General features: G+C 73.8%; 19 protein-coding genes. 8 read left to right on the top strand and 11 right to left on the bottom strand.

Annotation, left to right across the window (positions count from 1 at the left end):
• Positions 1-37: 37 nt before the first annotated feature.
• Positions 38-871 (bottom strand): hypothetical protein, encoded by an 834-nt coding sequence (locus ACBJ59_RS32510; RefSeq protein ID WP_375114022.1) that lies wholly within the window; start codon positions 869-871, stop codon positions 38-40.
• Between the two features lie 160 nt (positions 872-1,031).
• Positions 1,032-1,979: an aldo/keto reductase gene (locus ACBJ59_RS32505; protein WP_375114021.1), complete on the bottom strand. Its 948-nt coding sequence runs from the start codon at positions 1,977-1,979 to the stop codon at positions 1,032-1,034.
• Between the two features lie 64 nt (positions 1,980-2,043).
• Here ACBJ59_RS32505 and ACBJ59_RS32500 point away from each other — a divergent pair, with 64 nt between their 5' ends.
• The 6 genes from ACBJ59_RS32500 to ACBJ59_RS32475 all read left to right on the top strand — a co-directional run bounded on the left by ACBJ59_RS32500 (position 2,044) and on the right by ACBJ59_RS32475 (position 7,651).
• The gene (locus ACBJ59_RS32500; protein WP_375114020.1) at positions 2,044-2,730 is read left to right on the top strand and encodes an MSMEG_4193 family putative phosphomutase; all 687 of its coding nucleotides are present in this window, start codon (positions 2,044-2,046) and stop codon (positions 2,728-2,730) included.
• A 9-nt stretch (positions 2,731-2,739) separates the two neighbouring features.
• Positions 2,740-3,288: a DUF3090 domain-containing protein gene (locus ACBJ59_RS32495; protein WP_364136164.1), complete on the top strand. Its 549-nt coding sequence runs from the start codon at positions 2,740-2,742 to the stop codon at positions 3,286-3,288.
• On the top strand, positions 3,285-4,049 hold the full coding sequence (locus tag ACBJ59_RS32490; RefSeq protein WP_364136167.1) for an SCO1664 family protein: 765 nt from the start codon (positions 3,285-3,287) through the stop codon (positions 4,047-4,049). Before ACBJ59_RS32495 ends, ACBJ59_RS32490 begins: the two co-directional genes overlap by 4 nt.
• Positions 4,050-4,081: 32 nt before the next feature.
• Entirely contained in the window at positions 4,082-4,732 is a 651-nt protein-coding gene (locus ACBJ59_RS32485) for an NRDE family protein (RefSeq protein WP_375114019.1), read from the top strand.
• A 10-nt stretch (positions 4,733-4,742) separates the two neighbouring features.
• Positions 4,743-5,966, top strand: a complete 1,224-nt coding sequence (gene mshC / locus ACBJ59_RS32480; RefSeq protein ID WP_375114018.1) for a cysteine--1-D-myo-inosityl 2-amino-2-deoxy-alpha-D-glucopyranoside ligase — start codon at positions 4,743-4,745, stop codon at positions 5,964-5,966.
• 722 nt (positions 5,967-6,688) lie between these two features.
• Complete coding sequence (locus ACBJ59_RS32475; protein ID WP_375114017.1) at positions 6,689-7,651, top strand: NAD-dependent epimerase/dehydratase family protein; 963 nt, start codon at positions 6,689-6,691, stop codon at positions 7,649-7,651.
• A gap of 37 nt (positions 7,652-7,688) precedes the next feature.
• Here ACBJ59_RS32475 and ACBJ59_RS32470 read toward each other — a convergent pair whose 3' ends face one another.
• The 9 genes from ACBJ59_RS32470 to ACBJ59_RS32430 are packed head-to-tail and all read right to left on the bottom strand — an operon-like array spanning position 7,689 to position 17,163.
• On the bottom strand, positions 7,689-8,651 hold the full coding sequence (locus tag ACBJ59_RS32470; RefSeq protein ID WP_375114016.1) for a UDP-glucuronic acid decarboxylase family protein: 963 nt from the start codon (positions 8,649-8,651) through the stop codon (positions 7,689-7,691).
• Positions 8,648-9,535: a glycosyltransferase family 9 protein gene (locus ACBJ59_RS32465; RefSeq protein WP_375114015.1), complete on the bottom strand. Its 888-nt coding sequence runs from the start codon at positions 9,533-9,535 to the stop codon at positions 8,648-8,650. The genes ACBJ59_RS32470 and ACBJ59_RS32465 overlap by 4 nt, the downstream gene beginning before the upstream one ends.
• Positions 9,526-10,200 (bottom strand): SDR family oxidoreductase, encoded by a 675-nt coding sequence (locus tag ACBJ59_RS32460; protein ID WP_364138585.1) that lies wholly within the window; start codon positions 10,198-10,200, stop codon positions 9,526-9,528. Before ACBJ59_RS32460 ends, ACBJ59_RS32465 begins: the two co-directional genes overlap by 10 nt.
• The gene (locus tag ACBJ59_RS32455; protein WP_375114014.1) at positions 10,197-11,537 is read right to left on the bottom strand and encodes a PfkB family carbohydrate kinase; all 1,341 of its coding nucleotides are present in this window, start codon (positions 11,535-11,537) and stop codon (positions 10,197-10,199) included. Before ACBJ59_RS32455 ends, ACBJ59_RS32460 begins: the two co-directional genes overlap by 4 nt.
• Complete coding sequence (locus ACBJ59_RS32450) at positions 11,534-12,082, bottom strand: SIS domain-containing protein (RefSeq protein WP_364135003.1); 549 nt, start codon at positions 12,080-12,082, stop codon at positions 11,534-11,536. Before ACBJ59_RS32450 ends, ACBJ59_RS32455 begins: the two co-directional genes overlap by 4 nt.
• A gap of 2 nt (positions 12,083-12,084) precedes the next feature.
• Positions 12,085-13,275, bottom strand: coding sequence for a glycosyltransferase (locus ACBJ59_RS32445; protein ID WP_375114013.1), 1,191 nt, complete (start codon positions 13,273-13,275; stop codon positions 12,085-12,087).
• On the bottom strand, positions 13,272-14,501 hold the full coding sequence (locus tag ACBJ59_RS32440) for a glycosyltransferase family 9 protein (protein WP_375114012.1): 1,230 nt from the start codon (positions 14,499-14,501) through the stop codon (positions 13,272-13,274). Before ACBJ59_RS32440 ends, ACBJ59_RS32445 begins: the two co-directional genes overlap by 4 nt.
• Before the next feature lie 8 nt (positions 14,502-14,509).
• The gene (locus ACBJ59_RS32435; protein ID WP_375114011.1) at positions 14,510-15,535 is read right to left on the bottom strand and encodes a glycosyltransferase family 2 protein; all 1,026 of its coding nucleotides are present in this window, start codon (positions 15,533-15,535) and stop codon (positions 14,510-14,512) included.
• Positions 15,532-17,163, bottom strand: a complete 1,632-nt coding sequence (locus tag ACBJ59_RS32430) for a carbamoyltransferase (RefSeq protein WP_375114010.1) — start codon at positions 17,161-17,163, stop codon at positions 15,532-15,534. The genes ACBJ59_RS32435 and ACBJ59_RS32430 overlap by 4 nt, the downstream gene beginning before the upstream one ends.
• A 169-nt stretch (positions 17,164-17,332) precedes the next feature.
• On the opposite strand from ACBJ59_RS32430, the gene ACBJ59_RS32425 reads away from it, so the two are divergent.
• Together ACBJ59_RS32425 and ACBJ59_RS32420 are read left to right on the top strand one after the other, a co-directional pair.
• A complete protein-coding gene (locus tag ACBJ59_RS32425; protein WP_364135017.1) occupies positions 17,333-17,926 on the top strand; it encodes an HAD-IIIA family hydrolase in 594 nt (197 codons plus the stop codon).
• On the top strand, positions 17,923-18,858 hold the full coding sequence (locus ACBJ59_RS32420) for a glycosyltransferase (protein WP_375114009.1): 936 nt from the start codon (positions 17,923-17,925) through the stop codon (positions 18,856-18,858). Before ACBJ59_RS32425 ends, ACBJ59_RS32420 begins: the two co-directional genes overlap by 4 nt.
• Positions 18,859-18,880: the final 22 nt, after the last annotated feature.

Genomic DNA, 18,880 nt, shown 5'->3' with positions numbered 1-18,880 from the left:
ACCCCCGAGCCCGCGGGCTCGGGGGCTCGGGGGACGGTCAGGCCAGGCGGTGCCGCCCGCTGCCCGCGCGCGCCGGCTCGAACGGGATCGACTCCGTCGGCTCCGTACGGTGCCGGCGCTGCTGCACGATCCGCGTGGCCAGCACCGCCGACCCCAGCAGCGCGATGGTCAGCACCGTCCCGATCACGTCGGAGGCCGGCGGGCTCGGCCGCACCACGCGCTGATCCTGCATCGGCACCGCCAGCTCGTGCGCGAACGGGTTGGGCCACAGCAGGTCCACCCGGGGCTCCTCGGCGTGCGCGGTCTTCTTCTCGGCCACCGGCCGGCCCGTGTCCACGAGCTGCGGCCGGCTCTCCGGCCGGGAGGGCTGCGTGGTCGGCACCGCCGAGGCCCGCTCCTCGCCCTCCAGGCGCCCGCCCGTACGCCCGGGCGACGGCGTGGGCGTCGGCCGCGGCGTCGCCCTGCCGACGACCCCCTGGTCCTCGCAGGCCAGCACCGGCAGGCAGACGTCATCGAGCGTCTCGGGCACCAGCCCCGTCCTGGTCGGCGACGAGCTCGGCGTCGATGACGGCTTGGCCGGCCTGCCGGGTGTGGTCTTGGTGGTCGGCACCGCCTCGCCGACGCGGCCCAGCACCTCGTCGGTCGTCTTGTCCAGCCCGTCCGTGACCTTGTCGGTCGTGCCGCCGGTCAGGGTGTCGACCGTGCCCGTGACCGCCTCGACGACGTCGCACAGGGTGTTGGTCACCCCCGAGAGCAGACCCCCGTCGCGCGTGCAGTCCTGGGCCGCCGCCGAGGCGGCAGGCGCCGCCACCGGGACGGCCGCCAGCGCCACCGCGAGAACTCCAGCCGAGATCGCGGTCCTGCTCCCCATCCGTCCCCTCCTGCGTCGCTTCCGGGGGAAATCTTTATGGACATCGCGCGTCAGACGCAGGTGTTTACCGGGTAAAGTTGCGATTCGGTATCGACTAGTGATACGCGAGAGAGTCTCTCGTTCCCTGTCGGCCGGGGGCCGGCGGCTCCCGTCCATCGGGTCAGTCGAGGGACGACACGTCATCGAGGGCCTCTCGGATCTCAATCGGCAGCACCACGTCTTCCGCCGGAAGAACGCCTTTGAGCTGCGCATGCGTACGGGCGCCGACGATGGCCGAGGCGACGCCCGGCTGGTCGCGGACCCACGACAGGGCCACGGCCAGCGGGGACACGCCGAGCCCGTCGGCGGCGGTCATGACCGACTCCACGACCCGGCGGCTGCGCTCGTCCAGGTAGGGGCGGACGAAGTCGGCGAAGTGCGGGGTGGCCGCGCGGGAGTCGGCCGGGATGCCGGTGCGGTATTTGCCGGTCAGCACCCCGCGCCCCAGCGGCGACCAGGCCAGCACGCCCACGCCCAGATGGGCCGCGGCGGGCAGCAGCTCGCGCTCCGGCTCGCGGGCCAGCAGGGAGTATTCGGCCTGGGCCGCGGTGATCGGGATGCGGCCGGGGACCATCTTCTGGGTGACCGCGGCGGCGGCGAGCTGCCAGCCGGCGTAGTCGCAGACGCCCGCGTAGACGGCGCGGCCCGAGGAGACGATCGCGTCGAGCGCGGCCATGGTCTCCTCCAGCGGCACCTCGGCGTCGTACGTGTGGAGCTGCCACAGGTCGACGTAGTCGAGCCCGAGGCGGTTGAGCGAGTCGTCCACGGCGGCGATCAGGTGGCGCCTGGAGGCGTCGCGCGGGCGGCGGCCCGTCGGCGTCACCACGGCCTTGGTGGAGATCACCAGCTCGGAGCGCGGCACGGAGTCGCGCAACATCCGGCCCAGCAGCCGCTCGGAGTCACCGCCGGTGTAGACGTCGGCCGTGTCGACGAGATTGCCGCCCGCGTCAAGGAACGTGCGGAGCTGGGCGGCGGCCTCGTCCGCGTCGGTGTCACGCCCCCAGGTCATCGTGCCGAGCCCCAGCCGGGACACCGACAGGCCACTGTGGCCGACATAGCGCTGCTCCATGATCCCGCCAGGTTACCGTTCAGGTCGATGAAACGTTGTGATCGACGCCTGCGACACTTGCTTGATGACCACGCTGCTTCTGGCCCGGCACGGGCTGACGGACCTCACCGGGCCGGTGCTGGCCGGCCGCACCCCGGGTGTGCATCTGAGCGAGGCGGGACGGGCGCAGGCCGCCGCGCTCGCCGGGCGCGTCGCGGGCGTCAGGCTCGACGCCATTGTCTCCAGCCCGCTGGAGCGCTGCCGGGAAACGGCGCAAGCGGTCGCCGAGGAACGCGAACTCGATGTGGTGACCGACGACCGCTTCATCGAATGCGGCTACGGCGAGTGGACCGGGCGCCCGCTGAAGGAGCTCGCCAAGGACCCGTTGTGGCAGGTCGTGCAGGCACACCCGAGCGCGGTGACATTTCCGGAAGGGGAATCGCTGGCCGGAATGCAACATCGCGCGGTCGCGGCGGTCCGCGAATGGAACCAGCGCCTCGGGGTGAAGGGTGTCTACCTGGTGTGCAGCCACGGCGACGTGATCAAGGCGATCGTCGCGGACGCCCTGGGCCTCCACCTCGATCAATTTCAACGGATAACGGCCGATCCGGCGGCCCTCACCGTCATTCGCTATGCCCCCTTGCGTCCCTTTGTTCTCAGGGTCAACGATATGGGGGAATTGAGGCTTCCCGAGGATTCGGAGGAGAAAGACGGGGGAGAAAACATCACCGGGAGCGATGCCGCCGTCGGCGGCGGACCCGGAACCACGTAAGGTCAGGCTATGCCGGTCTTCGACTACGACCCACCAGAGAGGTTCGTCGCCGGTGCCTTGGGGCAGCCGGGCGCACGGGTCTTTTTTCTGCAGGCCAGGGCCGAGGGCAGACTGACCACGGTGACGCTGGAGAAGCTGCAGGTCGCCGCACTCGCGGGCAGGCTCGACGAGCTGCTCGACGAGGTGCTGCGGCTCAGCGGGGGCACCGCGCAGGTGCCCGCGCTCGCCCCCGCCGACCTGGCCGACGACGCCCCTCTCGACGTGCCGGTCGCGGAGGACTTCCGCGTCGGCACCATGGCGCTGACATGGGACGCCGAGAAGTCCCAGGTGGTGATAGAGGCGCAGGAGGTCATCGACGAAGACGATCTGGAGACTCCCGACCCCGCTGTGCTGCGCGTGCGCATCAGCGCGGGAGCCGCTCGCGCCTTCACCCAGCGAGCCCTCCAGATCGTCGCGGCGGGCCGCCCGCCGTGTCCCCTGTGCGGGCAGCCGCTCGACGCCGCCGGACACGTCTGCGTACGTCTCAACGGCTACCGCGGGGGTGAGGCGGCTTCATGACCGCTCCCGAGAGCGAACCGGCCATCAAGCCCTCCCCACCGCCGTCCATGCATGACGAGGAGGCGCTCGCGCTGCTGCGCGACGGCAGCCTGGAGGTCGCCGGCCGCCTCGTCGAGGCGACCAACATGACGCTCTACTGCTCGGTCAAGCTGGGTGCGCGCTCGGCCGCCTGCGTCTACAAGCCCGTACGCGGCGAGCGCCCCCTGTGGGACTTCCCCGACGGCACCCTCGCCGCCCGCGAGGTGGCCGCCTTCGAGGTCTCCCAGGCGACCGGCTGGCGCATCGTGCCGCCCACGGTCTACCGCGACGGGCCCTTCGGGCCGGGCATGTGCCAGCTCTGGATCGACACCGAGCGCGAGATCGACCTCATGCGGCTGGTCAGGAGCCGCAACCCGGTCGTGCGCCGGATGGCGGTGTTCGACGCGGTGGTCAACAACGCCGACCGCAAGGGCGGTCACCTGCTGCCGCTGCCCACGGGCCACGTCTACGGCGTCGACCACGGGGTCTGCTTCTCCGTCGAGGACAAACTGCGCACCGTGCTGTGGCAGTGGCGCGGCAAGCCGCTGGCCCGCGAGGCGGTGGCGGTGCTGGCCAAGCTCGAGCGCGACATCGAGTCCGGCTCCCTGGGCCGCAAGCTGCGCGAGCTGCTGACGCTGGCCGAGGTGGAGGCCACCTGGCAGCGGGTCAGGCGGTTGCTGGACACCGGCGTGCATCCGTACCCGTCGGAGGGGTGGCCCGCCATACCCTGGCCCCCCATATGAAAGAGCCAAAGCCCGTTTAATACTCTTTGCCCATGTGCACGCTGATCGTGAGATCCGGGCAGCCGCTGACCCTCATGGGCGTGCGGGACGAGTTCGCCGACCGGCCCTGGGAAGGGCCGGGGGAGCACTGGCCGGAATACCCGGGGGTGATCGGCGGGCGCGACCTCAAGGCCGGCGGCACCTGGCTGGCCGTCAACCCGGCGGCCCGTCGCGCCGCGGCGCTGCTCAACGGGCACGGCCGGGCGGCCGAGGAGACCACGAAGGTCTCGCGGGGCGACCTGGCGCTGCGGGCGGCGTGCACCGGGGAGCTGCCGGGCCCCGACCTGAGCCGCTACGACCCCTTCCACCTGGTGCTGGCCGACCTGACGCGGGTGCGGATGTGCAGCTGGGACGGCGAGCGCGCGTCCGTCTCCGAGCTGCCCGCGGGCACCAGCATGGTCGTCAACTCGGGCCTCGACCCCGCGAGCGAGCGGGTCCTCGCGTACCTGCCCAGGTTCCGGGACACCGCCGAATGGCGGGAGCTGATCAGGGCGGAGCCGTCCTCCGACCGCGGCGCGCTCATCATCCGGCACGAGCTGCCGGACGGGCGGATCTTCGCCTCCCTGTCGGTGATGGAGGTCGCGATCGCGCCCGGCGGCGTGACGTACGAGTTCACCGACCTGACCGCCGATCGGGACGGATAGGCTCAAAGGCATGAGATCGTGGTCTGCCCCGAACGTCCCCAAGCTCCCAGGTGAGAGCATTCCGCTGCGTCTCTACGACACCTCGGCGAAGCAGGTCCGGCAGACCGATCCCGGGCCCACCGCCAGGATGTACGTCTGCGGCATCACCCCCTACGACGCCACCCACCTCGGCCACGCCAACACCTACCACGCCTTCGACCTCGTGGGCCGGATGTGGCGCGACGCGGGCCACGAGGTGCACTACACGCAGAACGCCACCGACGTGGACGACCCGCTGCTGGAGCGCGCCGCGCAGACCGGCGTCGACTGGCAGGAGCTGGCCGAGCGGGAGATCGAGCTGTTCCGCAGCGACATGGAGGCGCTGCGGATCGTGCCGCCCCGCGAATACGTCGGGGTCACCGAGGTCGTCGGCGGCGTGGCCGAGCTGATCGTCCAGCTGGCGGCCAAGGGCGTGACCTACGACCTCGACGGCGACGTCTACTTCAGCGTGGCCGACGCCCCCAAGTTCGGCCAGGTGTCCGGCTACGACGAGCAGGAGATGCTGGCCCTGTTCGCCGAGCGCGGCGGCGACCCCGACCGGCCGGGCAAGCGTGACCCCCTCGACTGGCTGCTGTGGCGGGCCGAGCGGCCGGGCGAGCCCGCGTGGGAGTCACGGCTGGGCCGGGGCCGGCCCGGCTGGCACATCGAGTGCACCGCGATCGCCCTCGACAACCTGGGCCCCGGCTACGACGTGGCCGGCGGCGGCTCCGACCTGATCTTCCCCCACCACGAGTGCGGCGCCTCCGAGGGGCACGCCGCGACCGGCGAGTGGCCGTTCGCGAAGTTCTACACCCACGCCGGGATGGTGGCGCTCGACGGCGAGAAGATGTCGAAGTCCAAGGGCAACCTGGTCTTCGTCTCCAAGCTGCGCCTGGAGCACGACCCGATGGCCGTCAGGCTCGTGCTGCTGGCCCACCACTACCGGGCCGACTGGGAATACGTGCCCGAGCAGATGGCCGAGGCCGAGCGGCGGCTGGCGCTGTGGCGCTCGGCGACCGGGCTGTCCGCGGGTCCGAACGCCGACGACCTGCTGGCCACGGTGCGCGAGCGGCTGGCCGACGACCTCGACTCGCCGGGCGCGCTGGCCGCGATCGACGCCTGGGCCGACCAGGCCCTCACCGGCCCCGGCACCGATCCTGGCGCCCCCGGCCTGGTAAGAGACCTCGCCGACGCCCTGCTGGGCGTCAAGCTCTAACTTAACCGGCCCGCCCCGGCCCGCACTGGCTCAGGACGGTCGCGGGTCACACCGGCTGCACGGGCCTGCACCGGCTCAGGCCGGTCTCGGGCCACACCCTCAGCAGCCCGAGAGCGCACCCGGGGCGCACCTGAGCGTCCCGGCGTGAACCCAGGGTGCGTTGAGCGTCCCGGCGAGCGCACCCCTGGCGCCCTGAGCGGCTTCCGCCCGAACCGGGGCGGAACCTCAGCGGCTCCCGAGCGGGCCGCCCGAGCCCTGGGCGAACGACGTGTCGGCCAGGGCAGCCTCAAGCCTGCACGCCCCGACACGTCCGCGTGCCCCGCGCCGCGCCTCGCTGTGCCCCGCGCCGCGCCTCGCTGTGCCCCGCGCCGCGCCTCGCTGTGCCCCGCGCCGCGCCTCGCTGTGCGCCGCGCCGCGCCGTGCCCCGCGCCGCGCCGCGCCGCGCACGACGCGTGCGGCGGCGCCGACCGCGTCCCGCCACCCATGCCGCCCACCGCGTGCCGGGTGCCGCGTGCCGGTCTCCCCGGTCGGCCGTCTCATCGATCACCTCCCCGACCGCGAGATCGCCTTCAACGCTCATTGCACACGGGAGCCGAAGGTCTCCCGCCGGTCCTGCGGCCCCGGACGCGCTCGTGCGCATCCAGCGCCGCCGTGGCTCCACTACCGCTGCGTAGCATGCTAGCCTGATTATCAGTAAAGCTGATGATCTGAAAGGCTGACCATTGATCCTGATCACCGGCGGGCTGGGCTTCATCGGCACGCACACCACCCGCGCCCTCCTCGACCTCGGCGAGTCGTGCGTGCTCGTCCAGCGCCGCCCCGCAGAGGTGCCGGCGGCCTTCGCGGCCGAGGCCGGTGAGCGGCTCTTCGTCGAGCGGGCCGACCTCACCGACGAGCGGTCACTGCTCGACATCGGCGACCGCCACAAGATCACCGGCATCGTGCACCTCGCCGGGTCCGTACCGTGGCCGCCCGGCGCGTACGAGCCGCTCGAAGGGGCGGAGAAGTCGGTCAGGAGTCTGCTCAACGTGTTCCGGGCGGCCCGCGACTGGCAGGTGCGCCGGCTCGGGCTGGCCAGCACCATCGGCGTGTACGGCGGCGTCACCGCGGAGGGCGCGCTCGGCGAGGACCTGCCGCTGCCGATGACCGCGTACCACCCGATCCCCGCGTTCAAGAAGATCGGCGAGCTGATGGCCGGCCACCTGGCCGGCGCAATGGGCGTCGAGGCGGTCACCTACCGCATCGCCGCCATCTGGGGGCCGCTCGGGCACACCCCGTCGCCGTTCTTCGCCGCGCCCCAGCTCGTCCACGCCGCCGCCCGCGGCGCCGAGCCCGACCTGTCCACCCTCCGCGCCGGCGGGCACACCGACGACGGCATCGACCTGTGCTACGTCAAGGACTGCGGCCGGGCCATCGCGCTGCTGCAGGTGGCGGAGCGGCTGCGGCACCGCACGTACAACGTGGCGTCCGGGCGCCTGACCACCAACGGCGAGGTGGTCGCGGCGATCAGGGGGCTCGTCCCGGACGCCCGCGCCGGCCTGCCCGAGGGCCGCGACCCGTCCGGGCACGACACCTGGCTCGACATCACCCGGCTGCGCGAGGACACCGGCTTCGAGCCCGCTTACGACACCGGGCGCGCGGTGGCCGACTACCTCGCCTGGCTCCGCGCGGGCAACCAGCGCTGACCCGGACAGCGCTCACCCGTCAGGGCCCCGGCGGCCGTCAGACCTCCAGCCGTTCGAGCTGCTTGATCGCGGCCAGTTCCATCGAGAACCAGTCGATCGTGCGCCGCAGCCCCTCGGTGGCCGGCACCTGGGCCCGCCAGCCGAGCCGCTCGGCCGCGAGTGACGTGTCCGGCCGCCTGACCTTGGGATCGTCGGCCGGGCGGTCGATGAACCTGATCTCCGACGACGACCCGGCCAGGTCCCGGATCAGGGTGGCCAGCTCCATCATGGTCAGCTCGTCGGGGTTGCCGATGTTGACCGGCCCGGCGAAGTCGCTGCGGGCCATGGCCAGGATGCCCGACACGGTGTCCTCGACGTAGCAGATGGAGCGCGTCTGGGAGCCGTCGCCGGTGATGGTGATCGGCTCGCCGGTCAGCGCCTGCCGGATGAACGTCGGGATCGCCCGGCCGTCGAACGGGCGCATGCGCGGGCCGTAGGTGTTGAAGATGCGTACGATCCCCGTGTCGGTCCCGCGCGACTGGCGGTAGGCGGTGGTCAGGGACTCGGCGAAGCGCTTGGCCTCGTCGTACACGCTGCGCGGGCCGACGGGGTTGACGTTGCCCCAGTACGTCTCGCGCTGCGGGTGCTCCAGCGGGTCGCCGTACACCTCGCTGGTCGAGGCCAGCACGAACCGGGCACCCTTCTCCCTGGCCAGCCCCAGCGCGTGCAGCGTGCCGACGCTGCCCACCCGCAGGGTCTCGATCGGATAGCGCAGATAGTCGGCCGGCGAGGCGGCCGAGGCGAAGTGCAGGACGAGGTCCAGCCGGTCAGGTACGTGCACGTACCCCGTCAGGTCGCACTCGATGAGCCGGAACTCCGGCCGTTCCAGCAGGTGCTCGACGTTGCGCGGCCCGCCGGTGAGGAAACTGTCCATGCAGACCACGTCCGCACCCTCGTCCAGCAGGCGTTCGCAGAGATAGGAGCCGAGGAACCCGGCGCCCCCGGTGACCAGAACCCTCACGATGTGACCTCCATGGCGGCGTCGACGACTTCGGAAACCTCGATCTTCAGCAGGCCGGGGTCCGGCCGCTCCCCGTGCGGGTCGCCGTTCTGCCCGGCCCACAGCGCCACGTGGCGCCAGCCCGGCGGCGGTCCCCACAACGCGGGGGAGACCGGCCCGAACAGCACCACCGACGGCACGCAGAACGCCGTCGCCAGGTGCGCCACGCCGGTGTCGCCGCAGACCACCAGCTTCGACCTGCTGACCAGGTCGACCAGGTCGGCCATGCGGGTCCGTCCGGCCAGCATCCGCTCGGGCGGCAGGCCCGCCAGCTCGGCGACCCTTCTGGCCAGCGGCACTTCGGCCGCGGTGCCGGTGACCACCACGTCGTCCAGCGCGGAGGCCACCTCGGCGAAGCGCTCGGGCGGCCAGCGGCGCGCGGGATAGGCGGCGCCCGGATGCACGATCGCGGGCCCCGTACGGTCGGAGATGCCCAGCGTCAGGTCGGCCGGGTCGGCGGGCACGCCGTGCCATTCCAGCAGGCCGCACCAGCGCCGCACCTCGTGCACGCCGTCCTGCCACGGGGGGCCGGTGCCGAAGCTGATCAGCCGCCCCGGATCCGTACGGCGCAGCGCCTCGATGCTCTGCGGCCCCTTCCCGTGCAGGTTCACCGCGATGTCCGGCCGCTCGAACGGCAGCGCGTCCGGCGGGATGGGCCCCGGGCCCGACACGTCCACCTGGGCGTCCACCGCGCCGGTCAGCGGCGGCAGGGCGTCCAGCGCCCGGGGCGCCGCCAGCGTGATCCGGTGCTTGGGGAAGCCCTGGCGCAGCGCCCGCAGGGCGGGCACGGCCGTGAGCAGGTCACCCAGGCCGAGCCCGCGCAGCACCAGGAGTTCTAGGGCCATGACGTCTCCGTGGACGGGCAGACGACGAGCTCCCTCACCTCACATCCGGCCGGCTGCCGCAGCGCGAAGACGATCGCCTGGGCCACGTGCGCCGGATCGTTCAGCCCTGCCTCGGGTCCCGGTTTGTACTGTTCGGGACGGCCGTCGAAGAAGCTCGTCCGCATGCCGCCGGGGATCAGCAGGGTCACCCCCACCTCCCCGCGCAGCTCGATCGCCAGCCCCCGGGTGAAGCCGACCACGCCGAACTTCGAGGCCGAGTACGCCGAGGCGTCGCTGAGCGGCCGCAGCCCCAGCGTCGAGGCGCAGGTGACGACCTTGCCGCGGGTGTGCTTCAGGTACGGCAGCGCGGCCCGCACGACCGCGGCCGTGCCCAGCAGGTTCACCCGGATGACCCGCTCCCAGTCGTCGGCCGGGACGTCCTCCAGCCGCCCGCACGCGTCGATGCCCGCGGCCGTCACCACGCCGTCCAGGCCGCCGGCCCGCTCGGCCAGCTCGCGTACCGCGCGCTCGGCCTGCCCCCGGTCGGCCAGGTCCGCCGTCACGTGCTCGAAGCGCTGGTCCGGCTCCCGCACGTCGACGACCAGGGCCTTCCAGCCCTCCTTCTCCACGGCCTCCGCGGTGGCCAGGCCGAGCCCGGAGGCACCCCCGGTGATCAAAATATTCACTGGATCTCCCTGATCAGATTGGTTGTCGAACGCCCCGGCAGCGTGCTCAGCACGACGGTCTCCGCGCCGAGCCTGCCGAGGACCTCGGATTCGGGCAGCACTTCCCCCTCGTAGTCGCCGCCCTTCACCCACACGTCGGGGCGGAGCAGCTCGATGGCGGTCGCGGGGGTGTCCTCGTCGAACACCAGCACCGCGTCCACGCAGCTCAGCGCCCGCAGCACCTCGACGCGGTCGCGTACGTCCACGATGGGCCTCGGCGGGCCCTTCAGCCGGCGTACCGAGTCGTCGGAGTTGACGCAGACGACCAGCGCGTCGCCCAGCGCCCTGGCCCGCCGCAGCAGGCTCACGTGGCCGGCGTGCAGCAGGTCGAAGCAGCCGCCGGTGGCGATCAGCCGGCCGCCGTACGCGCGGGTGAGCCGGGCCACCTCGATGGCCGTGCGCGGCCGGTCGCCGAGCCGCTGCTCCTGCACCTTCACGCCGGCGGCCCCGCCGCGCTCGACGAAGCGGGAGGCCTCGCCGACGCCGATCGTGACCGCCTCCTCGGTGCCGGCGCCGTCACGCAGTGCCAGCGCCGCGGCGCCGGCGAGCCGGTCGCCCGCGCCGCACGCGTCCTGGCCGCCGGCCCGGACCGGCGGCGGGACCTGGGTCAGGGGGCCGCCCTCCACGGCCAGCGCGGCTCCGCGCTCGCCAGTCGTGACGGCCACCGCTCTGGCCCGCAACGCCCGGACCAGGCGGCGGGCCGCCTGGTCGGGGCCGTGGTAGGAGCCGGACGGGCACAGCAGTCGCGCCTCCGCCTCGCTGGGCGTGAGCAGCGCGCAGCCGGGCATCGGCCGCTCGCCCCGGGGATGCGGGTCCCACACGACCGGCACGGTGCTCTCCTGCAGCAGCTCGTGGGCCATCCTGGCCACGCCCCTGCCGTAGTCGGAGACCAGTACGGCGCCGGCCCGCTCGATCGCCTCGGCCGCCTCGGCGGTGGGCGAGTACCTGGCCGTGCCGTCGCCGGTGTCCAGCCTGACCAGCGTCTGGCCCCTGGACCTGACCCGCGTCTTGCGTACGGTCCCGCCGCGCAGCGGCAGCCGGACGAGGTCGAGCTCCTCCGACAGCAGCCCGCACAGGCGGTGCCCGTCGGGGTCGTCGCCGACCGCCGTGATCAGCACGACGTCGGCGCCGTCGCGGGCGGCCAGCAGCGCCGCCAGCCCGGCCCCGCCGGGCCGGCCCTGCTCGGCCGACACGTCGAGCACCGGTACGGGCGCGTCCGGGCAGAGCCGCTCGGCCTCGCCCTCGACGTCCACGTCGAGCACCGTGTCCCCGATGACGACCAGCGGCCCGCCCGTCACAGCGCCTCCTCCACCGCGTCACACAGCAGGTGGATCAGCGCGAGATGCACCTCCTGCACGGTGGCCGTCTCCTCGGCGGGCACCGCCACGGCCTCGTCGCACACCTCCGCCAGCGGGTTCGGTGCGGGCCCGGTCATGCCCCAGGCCACCAGCCCGGCCTGCTGGGCGGCCCTGGCCGCGGCCAGCACGTTCGGGCTGCCGCCGCTGGTGGACAGGCACAGCAGCACGTCGCCGGGCCGGCCGTGCGCCCGCACCTGGCGGGCGTAGACCTCCTCGGCGCCGAAGTCGTTGGCGATCGCCGTCAGTGACGAGCCGTCGGCGTGCAGCGGGATCGCCGCGTACGGCTGCCGGTCCTCCCTGAACCTGCCGACCAGCTCGGCCGTCAGGTGCTGGGCCTCGGCCGCCGAGCCGCCGTTGCCGCAGGCCAGCAGCCTGCCCCCGGCGGCCAGCACGCCGGCCAGCTTGCCTCCCCAGGCCCGGACGGTGACCGCGTGGTCATCGACCTTCTCCAGGGTGTTCCAGAGTTTCTCCAGATGAGCATCCATGATCAACCCCCCAGGGCGGCCAGATGGCAGACCTTGCCGTCGATGGCCTGCGTGTACACGGCCTCGGTGCGTTCGGCCACGTGCGGCCAGCCGTACCGTTCGCGGGCCCGGCGGGCTCCCGCCGCACCGAGCGTCGCCCGCCGGTCCGGGTCGCCGAGCAGCTCCTTCAGGGCTCTGGCCAGGGCGCGCGGCCGGCGCGGGGGCACCAGCACGCCGCAGCCCGCCACCGTGTCCAGGTGGCCGCCGACCGCCGAGGCCACGACCGGCACGCCGCAGGCCATCGCCTCCACCGGGACCATGCCGAACGGCTCGTACCAGGGCACCGTCACCACGACGTCGGCCGAGCGCATCAGGGCCGGCACGTGGGTGCGCGGCACGCTGCCGATCACGTGGACGCGGCGCTCGATCCCGTACCCCTCGGCCAGCTCGCGCAGCCGCGCCGACTCCTCGTCGTCATCGGCCCCGCCGGCGATCACCAGGTCGGCGCCGGGAAGCTGGCGCATCGCCCTGATCAGGGTGTCCACGCCCTTGCGCGGCACCATCCGGCCGATGCTGAGGACGACCTTGCCCGCCGGGCGCGGCGCCACCGGCCCGTCGGGGCAGAACGCCGCCAGGTCCACCCCGCACGGCACGACCGCGATGCGCCGCTCGGGGATGCCCATCGCGCACAGCTCGCTCACCTCGTCGCTGCAGGTGGCCAGCACGGCGTCGGCACGCAGGCCGATCTCGCGCTCGGTGTCGATCCGGTGCGATGGGCTGGTGTCCGCGTCGCCCTGCCAGCGCCGCTTGACGGTGCCGAGGGCGTGGAAGGTCTGCACCACCGGCAGCGCGCCGGCCGCCGCACGCAGCGCCGCCTGCCCGCTCATCCAGAAGTGCGCGTGCGCGACGTCCGGCGGGCGGGCGGCCCAGCGCTCGGCCAGCCGCTCGGTGAACTCCGGCATGTACGGGGGCAGCTCGTCCTTGGGGACGGGGGCCGGGGGACCGGCCGTGACGTACTCGACCGTGACGCCCGGCGCCAGGCTCACCGACTTGGGTTGCGACTCGGAGGAGCGCCGGGTGTGGACCGTTACCGTGTGCCCGCGCTCGGCGAGGGCCACGGCCAGCGCGGCGACGTAGACGTTCTGGCCGCCGGAGTCCACGCCGCCGACCGTGGCCAGCGGATCCGCGTGCTCCGAGATGAGATCGACCTTCACTGCGTCAGCTCCCTCACTGCCTTGACCACCTGCTCACTTGTCACCTGGGACAGGCACGGGTGCCCGGGCACCGGGCAGGTGCGCGCCCTGCTTCCACGGCAGGGCGCGTGTTGGTCACCCAGCAGCACCACGGGCACGCCGTACGGGGCCCACCGCGCCGCCGGGACGACAGGGGCGAACAGGCTCACGACCGGTGTGCCGACTGCCGCGGCCAGGTGCGCGGGGCCGGTGTTGCCCGCCACGAGCACGCTGGCACGTTCGATCACGGCAGCCAGTTCTGCGAATGTGGTCACGCCGCCCAGGTTGACCGCGACATCGCTGGCCACGTAGGCGGTGAGGTCACTTTCCGTTCCGGTCACGACGACCTGGTGCCCGTCTTCGGCCAACTCCCGGACGGTCTGGCGATGCCTGTCGGCAGGCCAGGTCCGGGCGGGGGCCGAGGTCCCTGGGTGCACCACGACATACGTGCCTTTGTCGGCCACGCCGCCGACGCCTAGAAAGTGCCCCGTAAATTTCTCTATATCCGGCAATGGCCGCTGAACAGCGAGTTCGCCGTCATCGCCCGCCGGCAGCTCGAATCCGGCCGCCCGCGCGACCGCCAGCATCCGCTCCGCCTCCGGCACGTCGACGCTCTCGTCCACCACGTGCCGCACGTCGAGCAGCGAGCCCGGGTAGTCGTTGCTGATGGCGGTGATCCTGGCCACCCCGGCCAGCCTGAGCAGCAGCGCCAGCGGCAGCGCCGACTGGTGGAACGAGGTGAGCAGCACCGCCTCGTCGATGCCCCGCAGCTGCCCGGCGAGGTCGGCGACCAGTTCGGGGGTGACGGGTGGCGGGGTGTGGTCGATCCAGGGGGCGTGCCAGCCGATCACCCGGTCCACGCCGGGCAGCAGCTCGGCCGCGGCCCGGCCGTTCGGGCCGGCGAGGAACACCACCTCGCGGGCCTGCGTCCGCACGGCCCGTACGGCGGGGCCGGCCAGCAGCACGTCGCCGGCGTCGTCGAGCCGCGCCACGAGCACGCGCCCCCGATCCCGCCCGTCGCGCCGCCGTCGCCGGGCCGTCCCGCGCGCGGGCGCACTGCCGGGCGCACTGCCGGGCGCGCTGCCGGGCGCCGCGCCGCGCGACCCGGGGTCTCCCGACGTGGTCTCGGGTGCCGGGGGGTCGTGCGTCGCCGTCCCGCGGACCTCGACGCCGCTCGGCGCCGCGCCGCGCGGGGTCGTACCGGTCATGCGACCGCTCATCGCCGCACCCTCCATTCCCCCCGCACCCGGTGCGCGCACGCGACCGGCGGGATCACCACGCTGGTGACGGCCATCCGCAGCACCTCGCCCGGGGTACGCGGCCCCGGAGCGACGCGCCGCCACGCGAACTCGGCGGTCAGCGCCGCCCACGCGCCTCCGGCGGCCACCGCCAGCGCGGGCAGCACCCGCGGGGCCGCGGGCCGCCGCCGGATCGCCGCGAACAGGCGGTCGGCAGGGCGGCGGTCGGCGGGGCGGCGGGTGGCGGGGCGGCGGGTGGCGAGGGCGGCGCCGGCGAGGAGGGCGGCGGCCAGCCCGGCGGCGGTCGTGAGTGCGTGCAGGCGCAGCCGGCCGGGCCCGCCGCCGATGGCGGCCCGCCACTCCGGCCCGTGCAGGCGCCGCATGAGCGCGTCGTCGGCGTTGCCGCGCTGGAAGCGCACGCTCGCCCAGAACCCGTCGGACCGCACCGGATGCGCCGTCGCCCGCGCGCCCCTGACCAGCCGGTGCCCGGCCCGCGTCACCCGCAGCGCCAGGTCGGCATCCTCCCGGTACGCCCGGGGGAACCGCTCGTCGAACCCGTCCAGCGCCTCCAGCACCGTACGCCGGTAGGCCATGTCGGCCGTCACCCACAACGCCTCGGCCAGCCCGGCGGTGTTCCGCTCGGCGTCGGTGGGCCGGCGGCCGGCGGGCAGCGGCACCACGATGCGCCCCTGGCTGCCCGCCACGTCGTCCGGCAGGTCCACCAGGTCCTTCCAGACCGCCTCGGCCCACCCGGGCTCCGGGATCACGTCGTCGTCGAGGAACACCACCCACGGCGTCTCCGCGGCCCGCCACCCGGCGTTCCGTGCCGCCGCGGGCCCCCGCCCGCCCGACCGGACGACGCGTACGTGCGCGGGCAGCGAGAGCCCGGGCGCGTCCGCCGGCTTCCGGTCGTCCACCACGACCACCGGCACGCCGGGCCCCACGGCCGCCAGCGTGTCGCGGAGCGTGGGCCGTCCGATGGTGGGGATCACCACGGTGATCACGAGGCGAACACCTCCGCCCGCCGTACCAGGTACGGTCCCAGGGCCAGCACGTCCACCGGCGAGGAGCCGAAGCACTCCAGCGCGTCGCGCGGGTCGTCCACCATGGGCCGCCCGGCGGTGTTGAGGCTCGTGTTGACCACCACGGGCAGCCCCGTACGCGCCTCGAACTCGCTCAGCACCCGCGCCATCAGCGGCTGCTCCTGCGGCGAGACCGTCTGGATCCGGGCCGTCCCGTCCACGTGCACGACCGCCGGGATGCGCGCCGCCCAGTCGGGGTGCACGTCGTGGACGAACAGCATGTACGGCGAGGGCACCGGCCCCCGCCCGAAGATGTCCCCGGCCCGCGACTCCAGCACCATCGGCGCGATGGGCCGGAACTGCTCGCGCCCCTTGACGTCGTTCAGCCGCTCGGTGTTGCGGGCGTGCCCCGGATGCGCCAGCAGCGACCGGTGCCCGAGCGCGCGCGGCCCGTACTCGGAACGGCCCTGGAACCAGGCCACGATCCGGTCGGCCGCCAGCTCGGCGGCCACGGCGGCGGCCAGGTCGGCCGGGCGGGTGTGCGGCACGCGGGCCACGTCCAGCCAGGCCCCGAGCTCCTCGTCGGTGAAGCCGCGCCCGAGCGCCGCCCCGGGCATGGGCGCGGCCGGCTCGCCGTAGGCGTGCGCCAGGTGCAGCGCCCCGCCCAGCGCGGTGCCGGAGTCGCCCGCGGCCGGCTGGACCCACAGCTCGTCGAACGGCCCCTCGTCCAGCAGCCTGGTGTTGGCCACGCAGTTGAGCGCCACCCCGCCGGCCAGCGCCAGGCGCCGCTCGCCGGTCCGCTCGTGCAACCAGCGCACCAGCTCCAGGAGCACCTCCTCCAGCCGCGTCTGCACGCTGGCGGCCAGGTCGGCGTGGTCGGAGGTCCAGGGGGCGCCCTTCTTGAGCGCCTTGGCGTACACGTTCCAGTCGACCGGCTCGACGCGGAACCCGCCGTCCCCGGTCGTGTGGATCACCTCGCGCAGCGCCTCCAGGTGGCGGGGACGGCCGTAGGAGGCCATCGCCATCACCTTGTACTCGTCGCTGGAGCGCAGGAAGCCGAGGTGCTCGGTGACGTCCTCGTACATGAGGCCCAGCGAGTGCGGGAGCTCCTGCGTGGCCAGCACCTCCAGGTCGCCGCCGCGGTAGACGCCCGCCAGGTGGGAGACGTTCTCGCCCCGCCCGTCGCACACCAGGACCGCGCAGTCGCGCCAGGGCGCGGCCAGGCCGGCCGAGGCGGCGTGCGCCACGTGGTGCGGCACGTAGCTGACCTGGCCGGGATCCAGGCCGGGCAGCGCCGTGGCGAGGAAGGCCGGGGCGCGCACCGCGTACCTCGTCCGCAGGTCCTCCCAGTCGCCCTCCGGCTTCTGGACCACCAGGGACGGGTCGTAGGAGTAGGCCACGGCGTCGATGTCCTCGGGGGCGAGGCCAGCCTCGCGCAGGCACCAGGCGGCGGCCTGCTCGGGCAGCTCCCACGCGGAGAACGCCAGCGGCCGCTTGCCGTGCTTGCGGCGGCTGAAGCGCTCTTCCTCCGCCGCGGCGACGATCCTCCCGTCGACCACCAGGGCGGCGGCCGGGTCGTGGAAGATCGCGTTGATGCCGAGAAACTTCATGCTTCCTCCCCCTAAGGATGTCGAGAACCGCTACCGAGAGAAGCGGTCCTCAAACATTCCGCGAGCTCCCGAGATGCGGAAACAGGCGCGGCCGCCTGGGATTGGTCACCCTGAGTAGTTGTTTGCCGGGGCAGGCGCCGGGTAGCTGCCGGACACGCGACGGAGGTGAATGGTGTTCGAAAAGCGACGTCCCGGCGCCGTGCTCTTCGACCGGGACGGAACCTTGATCAGGGACGTGCCGTACAACGGTGATCCGGACCTCGTCGAGCCCATGCCGGGCGCGGTCGAGGCGCTCGGCCGGCTCAGACGCGCCGACGTGCCGGTGGCCGTGGTCACCAACCAGTCGGGCGTCGCCAAGGGCCTGCTGTCCCCGGACGACATGGACCAGGTGAACGCCAAGGTGGAGGAGCTGCTGGGGCCGTTCGACGCGTGGGCGATCTGCGTGCACGACGACGGCGACGGCTGCACCTGCCGCAAACCCGCTCCCGGGCTCGTGATCAGGGCCGCCGCCGTGCTCGACGTCAGCCCCCGCGACTGCGTGGTGGTGGGCGACATCGGCCGCGACATGGAGGCCGCCAGGGCTGCCGGAGCCAGGGGCATCCTGGTGCCGACGAAGGAGACGCTGCGGCGGGAGATCCAGGAAGCCGCCGAGGTCGCGGACGACCTGACCGACGTCGTGGACCGCGTGCTGAGCGACGCGGCGGCGCCCGTGCCGGCCGTGTCGGCGCCCTGGGCCCGCGCCATGGGCTGGAGCCGCTGGTGAGGATCCTCATCTGGCACGTGCACGGCTCCTGGACCAGCGCGTTCATCAGGGGCTCCCACGACTACCTGCTGCCGCTCGTTCCCGGCCGTGGTCCCGACGGCCGGGGACGGGCGGCCACGTTCGACTGGCCCGGCAGCGCCCGGGAGGTGCCCTGGGACCGGCTGCGCCACGAACCCGTGGACGTCGTCGTCTACCAGCGCCCGCACGAGATCGACCTGGCCCGCGAGTGGCTGGGCCGCGAGGTGCCCGGCGTGTACGTCGAGCACAACACCCCCGCCGGCGACGTGCCGCGCGCCCGGCACCCGCTGGCCGGCCGGAGCGACGTCACGCTCGTGCACGTCACCAACTTCAACGAGCTCTACTGGGACAACGGCCGGGCGCCCACCCGCGTGATCGAGCACGGCATCCCCGACCCCGGCCACCTGTACACCGGCGAGCTGCCCAGGGCGGGCGTCGTGGTCAACGAGCCGGTACGCCGCACCAGGGTCGCCGGCACGGACCTGCTGCCCCGCTTCGCCGAGCGGGTGCCCCTCGACGTGTTCGGGATGAAGGTGGCGGAGCTGACGGCGGCGGGGCTGCCGTACGGCGCCCACGAGGACCTGCCCCAGCACGTCATGCACGCCGAGCTGGCCCGCCGCCGGGTCTACCTGCACCCCTACCGCTGGACCTCACTGGGGCTGGCCCTCATCGAGGCCATGACGCTGGGCATGCCCGTGGTCGCGCTCGCGGCCACCGAGGCGATCGAGGCGGTGCCGCCGGAGGCCGGCGTGCTGTCCACGAAGGTGAACGTGCTGGCCGACGCGTTGCACGCGTACGCGGAGGATCCGGAGACGGCGCGCCAGGCCGGCAAGGCGGCCAGGGCGGCCGCGCTGGCGAGATACGGGCTCGGCCGGTTCCTGGCCGACTGGGATCGGCTGCTCAGCGAGGTATAGCGCCCAGGTCAGTGGGTAGGCG

This window comes from Nonomuraea sp. MTCD27 (assembly GCF_041950495.1).
Taxonomy (GTDB): Bacteria; Actinomycetota; Actinomycetes; order Streptosporangiales; family Streptosporangiaceae; genus Nonomuraea.
This window is presented reverse-complemented; position numbering and strand designations above follow the sequence as displayed.

Excerpts from the sequence above, each read along its gene's own strand:
- ACBJ59_RS32510 (WP_375114022.1), bottom strand. The coding sequence starts at position 871 with ATGGGGAGCAGGACCGCGATCTCGGCTGGAGTTCTCGCGGTGGCGCTG.
- ACBJ59_RS32505 (WP_375114021.1), bottom strand. The coding sequence starts at position 1,979 with ATGGAGCAGCGCTATGTCGGCCACAGTGGCCTGTCGGTGTCCCGGCTG.
- ACBJ59_RS32500 (WP_375114020.1), top strand. The coding sequence starts at position 2,044 with ATGACCACGCTGCTTCTGGCCCGGCACGGGCTGACGGACCTCACCGGG.
- ACBJ59_RS32495 (WP_364136164.1), top strand. The coding sequence starts at position 2,740 with ATGCCGGTCTTCGACTACGACCCACCAGAGAGGTTCGTCGCCGGTGCC.
- ACBJ59_RS32490 (WP_364136167.1), top strand. The coding sequence starts at position 3,285 with ATGACCGCTCCCGAGAGCGAACCGGCCATCAAGCCCTCCCCACCGCCG.
- ACBJ59_RS32485 (WP_375114019.1), top strand. The coding sequence starts at position 4,082 with ATGTGCACGCTGATCGTGAGATCCGGGCAGCCGCTGACCCTCATGGGC.
- mshC (WP_375114018.1), top strand. The coding sequence starts at position 4,743 with ATGAGATCGTGGTCTGCCCCGAACGTCCCCAAGCTCCCAGGTGAGAGC.
- ACBJ59_RS32465 (WP_375114015.1), bottom strand. The coding sequence starts at position 9,535 with ATGGCCCTAGAACTCCTGGTGCTGCGCGGGCTCGGCCTGGGTGACCTG.
- ACBJ59_RS32450 (WP_364135003.1), bottom strand. The coding sequence starts at position 12,082 with ATGGATGCTCATCTGGAGAAACTCTGGAACACCCTGGAGAAGGTCGAT.
- ACBJ59_RS32440 (WP_375114012.1), bottom strand. The coding sequence starts at position 14,501 with ATGACCGGTACGACCCCGCGCGGCGCGGCGCCGAGCGGCGTCGAGGTC.
- ACBJ59_RS32430 (WP_375114010.1), bottom strand. The coding sequence starts at position 17,163 with ATGAAGTTTCTCGGCATCAACGCGATCTTCCACGACCCGGCCGCCGCC.
- ACBJ59_RS32425 (WP_364135017.1), top strand. The coding sequence starts at position 17,333 with ATGGTGTTCGAAAAGCGACGTCCCGGCGCCGTGCTCTTCGACCGGGAC.